Below are 4,057 nucleotides of genomic sequence, written 5' to 3'. Positions count from 1 at the left end.
TCCGGAGGTACGGGCGGAGCTGTGGTTCGCGCTGCGGTGGGTCACTCCGGCTCCGGCTCCAGCTCCGGATCAACCATCCGGGCCCCGCGACTGACGGCAACGCGGTGCACGTCGACCCCTCCGCGGAGGGGCGCGGGCCACGCCCGTTTCTCGTGCCGAACCGTTCCTGCGCCGGGTCTCCGGGTCTCCGGGTCTCAGGGGCTCATTCGAGGCGCGGGACCAGGCGGGCCGGCCCGGCCGCCGGGCCGGTGCGCAGCTTGTCGCGCAGCAGGCGGCTCTGCTCGGTGAGCCGCTGCGGGCCGCTGAGCGGGGGGACGCCGGAGACGCTGCTGCCGGGTGCGACAGGGGCCTCGTAGCGGGTGGGGGCGGTGGTCAGGGTGTAGCCGGTGGAGATGGCGATCACCGCGGTCACGCCGACGACCGTACGGGTCCAGCGGCGCGTGCGCTGCTCGGCCGCGGCCCGTACGGCGGCCGCCGGGCGGGGTACGAGGGCCACCGCGGGCCGGAGCGCGCGCAGCCGCTCGTGCAGCAGCTGGGCCTGCTGCTCGGGCGGTGCGGCGGCCAGCTCCGGGACGAGGGCCGCGAGGTCCGCGTGCGCGGTCAGCAGACGGCCGCCCGCGGTGGGGGTGCTGGCCTCGGTCTCGGCGGCGGTGTCGGGGAGGTCCAGGCCGACACCGTGGTAGAGCAGGACGGTGCGGCGGTGGACCGCCGGAAGCGCCAGCATCGCGTCCAGCAGGACCCGGTCGGCGGGGTCGGCCGGGCCGGGTCCGGGCCGGCGGTGGGCGCGGCGGAGCCGGCGCCAGGGGGAGAGGGCATATTCGTACGCCGCCGAGCGGACCCAGCCGGCCGGGTCGGGATCGGTGGCCACCTCCGGCCACCGCGCCCAGGCCTGCTGGAAGGCCCGCTCGACGGCCGCGAGCGCCAGCCCGGGCACCCCGGTGAGCACGTACACCTCCCGCACGAGCCGCCCCGCCACCCCCTGGTAGACCCGCTCGAACGCGGCCCCGGCCCCGGCCCGCGGTGCCGCCCCCGCAGCACCGGCGGACGGCTGCGGCACCCCCGCAGCCCCGCGACCGGCCCGACGGCCCGTGCCCCCGGCGCCACCGCCGGCCACTTCGGCGCCCCTGCCGCCGCCCCGCGAGCCCGCGGCCCCGGTCGTGCGGACAGCTCCGGCGCCCACGGGCGCGCCGCTCGCCTTCGCGTGCCTCGGCTCGCCGTTCGTCCCGGTGTCCCGTGACCGGCCGGGGGTCCCGGCGCCGACAGGGCCGCCGGAGGCTCCGGGGTCCGCCGACGGGCCGGTCGCCCTTGCGTGCCTCGGTCCGCCGTTCGAGTGGGCCGCGGGCCCGTCGGCTCTCCGGGAGGCCCCGGTGTCGTGCTGCCGGGCGGTACCGGGGGCTCCGCCGGTCGTCGGGAAGGCCGAGGGCCGGCTGGTGGCTTCGGCGCCCGCGGGTGCGGCGGCGGCTTCCGCCTCCCTCGGATCGGCGTCCGGTCCGGAGGCCGCTCCGGCGGTGGCTGCGGGGGCGGGAGGCGGGGGCCACCCGTCCGGGTGCGGGCCGGTCGGGGGGCGTTGGGCTTCCGGGTTCGGCGGCGTTCCGGCCGGGGGGCGGAAGCCCGCTGCGGGGCTCGGGTCCTGGCCCGGGGCGGGCGCGTCGTGTGCGGGCGGGGCCGACCGTCCTCCGGCCGCCCGGCGGGGGCCATGGCGCGCGGGGGCGTCCGAGGGCTGGGGTCCGGCGCCCCGGGACGCCGCCGTCTTCGCGGGGGCGTGTGCGGGCGCGGCCACGGCCTCGGCGGGGCGGTCGCCGCGCCCGGCCGGGGCCGCGGGGGCCGACGGGTGGGTGCCCGTCAGGAGGCGCGCGTACTGGTCGCGTTGGCGGCCCCGCGGCTCGAGGCGGCCCGCCTCCCACGCCCGGAGCGTGGCGGCCGTGACGCCCACGGCCAGCGCCACCTCCTCGCACGTCAGGCCCACCGCCTCGCGCAGCCGGCGCCGCTCAGTGGGCGAGGGGAGCCGGGGCTCCTCGACGCTCTCCGTCATGCCGTACTCCCCTGGGCGAAAGAACACATAAACGTATATTGAGCGACACAACGGACGTTCCTCTGTTACTCACTCATAGCGCGTGTCGTTGGCACCATGGCGGGGTGACCCAAGTGACCGAACACGGGACCCCGTTGCAGCCGGCGCCGGCCGCGTCCCCGCCCGTCGCGCAGCCGCCGGCCGGGCCCCCGCGCGCCGCCGCCCCGCGCCGCCGCCGGCGCTCGCCCGCGGCCGCCGCCTGCGTGCTCGGCGGGGCCGTGGCCGCCGGCCTGGGCCTCGGCTTCCTCGCCGTGCTCGTCATCGTGCTGTGGATCAGCTCCCCGTACCCCGACAGCGGCCCCGGCGGCGCCCTGCACCTGGCCGCCGGGCTCTGGCTGCTCGCCCACGGCGCCGAACTCGTCCGGTACGACACCCTCTCCGGGGTGCCGGCCCCCGTCGGGGTGACCCCGCTGCTGCTCATCGCCCTGCCCGCGCTGCTGATGCGGCGCGCCGCCCGCCTCGGCAGCGCCCCCGGCGACGGCAGCGACGCGGAGGAGGTGCTGCCGGCCAGCGCCGTCTTCTCCGCCGTGCTCTGCGGCTACCTCGGCGTCGGCGCCGTCGCCACCGTCTACGCCGCCGCCGGGCCGATGCCCGCCGACCCGATCAGCGCCGGCTGGCACGTTCCGCTGGTCGCCGTGCTCGCCGCGGCCGGCGGGGTGTGGGCGGCCAAGGGGCGCCCCCTCGGGCCGCCGCCGCTGCCGCGCCGGTGGCCGGCGGGCGTGCGGCGGGCCCTCGCGCGCCCTCGCTACGCGCTCGCGCTGCGGGCCGGGGCCGCCGGGGCGCTCGTCCTGCTGGGCGGCGGCGCGCTGATCGTCGGGGCCTCGCTGGTCTGGCACGGCGCGGAGGTCAAGGGGTCCTTCCTCGCGCTGACCGACGTGTGGTCCGGCCGGTTCGCGGTCCTGCTGCTGGCGCTGGCGCTGCTGCCGAACGCCGTGGTCTGGGCGGCGGCGTACGCCCTCGGGCCCGGCTTCGCCCTGGGCGGCGGCGCGAGCGCGACACCGCTCGGCTTCACCGGAACGCCCGCGCTGCCGCGGTTCCCGCTGCTCGCGGCGCTGCCGGCGGAGGGGCCCGGGACGCTGCTGACCTGCGCGACGGCCCTGGTGCCGCTGGCTGCCGGGATGGCCGTCGGGTGGTTCGCGGTGCGGCGCGCGCGCGATGTGTCGGGCGGGGAGACGGCCCTGACGGCCGCGCTGGGGGCGGTGGTGTGCGCGGTGGCGCTGGCGGGGCTCACGGCGGCCTCGGCCGGGCCGCTGGGCTCGGGGGAACTGGCGGAGTTCGGGCCCGTGTGGTGGGCGACCGGGGTCGCGGCGCTGGGGTGGACGCTGCCGGGTGGGGTGGTGGTGGCGGTGTCCGTGCATGGTTGGCGGAATCGGCCGGTGCGGGGGGCTGCGCCGCTGGAGGAGGACGACTGGCATTCGAGGGGGATGCGGGAGCAGCGCTGGGAGACGTTGCGCAAGACAGCCACCCCCCTGATCCCGGACCCCCCGCCCCCGCCGGACCCGGCTCCCGCACCCTCGGCCGACGCTGCGCCGCCGCCCCTCGCGGCCCCGGCGGGCCCTGCGGACCTGGCCGTGGCGGCCCAGGCCGGTTCGGCGGACCCGGTCGGCCCTGGCGAGTCGGCCTCGGCGGGTACGGGCGAACGCCCCCGCCGCCTGACGCTGGTGACGGCGCTTCACCCGTCCGCTCTGGCTCACCTCCCGCTGCCGGGGGCGTCCGCGCCTGCGCCGCCGGAGGGGCGGACCTCGTACGGGACGGAGGCCCGGCCGCCGTTGGTGGCGCCGGTGGCCGGAGCCCGCGTACTGGCCCGGCGCAGACCCCCGGCCTGACCGCGGCCGCGGGGGTGAGGGGGGCCGGGGCCGGGGCCGCCGCTGCGCGGTGCCGTTTCCCCACCCCGCCCCTTCCCGAAACCGGGTCCTGCGGCCCCGGGCCCCGCCCGCCTCAATCGCCGGCGCGGCTCAAAGATCGGGGGCTCCGCCCCCGGACCCC

At 80.0% G+C, this 4,057-nt stretch carries 2 protein-coding genes; one reads left to right on the top strand and one right to left on the bottom strand.

Annotated features, from left to right (window positions below):
* Window positions 1-202: 202 nt before the first annotated feature.
* Window positions 203-2,032: a helix-turn-helix domain-containing protein gene (locus ABZ924_RS38165; RefSeq protein WP_361920278.1), complete on the bottom strand. Its 1,830-nt coding sequence runs from the start codon at window positions 2,030-2,032 to the stop codon at window positions 203-205.
* 104 nt (window positions 2,033-2,136) lie between these two features.
* On the opposite strand from ABZ924_RS38165, the gene ABZ924_RS38160 reads away from it, so the two are divergent.
* Window positions 2,137-3,897: a DUF6350 family protein gene (locus ABZ924_RS38160; protein WP_361920276.1), complete on the top strand. Its 1,761-nt coding sequence runs from the start codon at window positions 2,137-2,139 to the stop codon at window positions 3,895-3,897.
* The last annotated feature ends 160 nt before the right edge of the window (window positions 3,898-4,057 follow it).

It is taken from the genome of Streptomyces sp. NPDC046876, assembly GCF_040645035.1.
Taxonomy (GTDB): domain Bacteria; phylum Actinomycetota; class Actinomycetes; order Streptomycetales; family Streptomycetaceae; genus Streptomyces.
The sequence above is the reverse complement of the archived record's forward strand: the minus strand, read 5'-3'. Positions and strand labels throughout refer to the sequence as shown.

Coding starts and splice junctions, on each gene's coding strand:
- ABZ924_RS38165 (WP_361920278.1), bottom strand. CDS start 2,032: ATGACGGAGAGCGTCGAGGAGCCCCGGCTCCCCTCGCCCACTGAGCGG.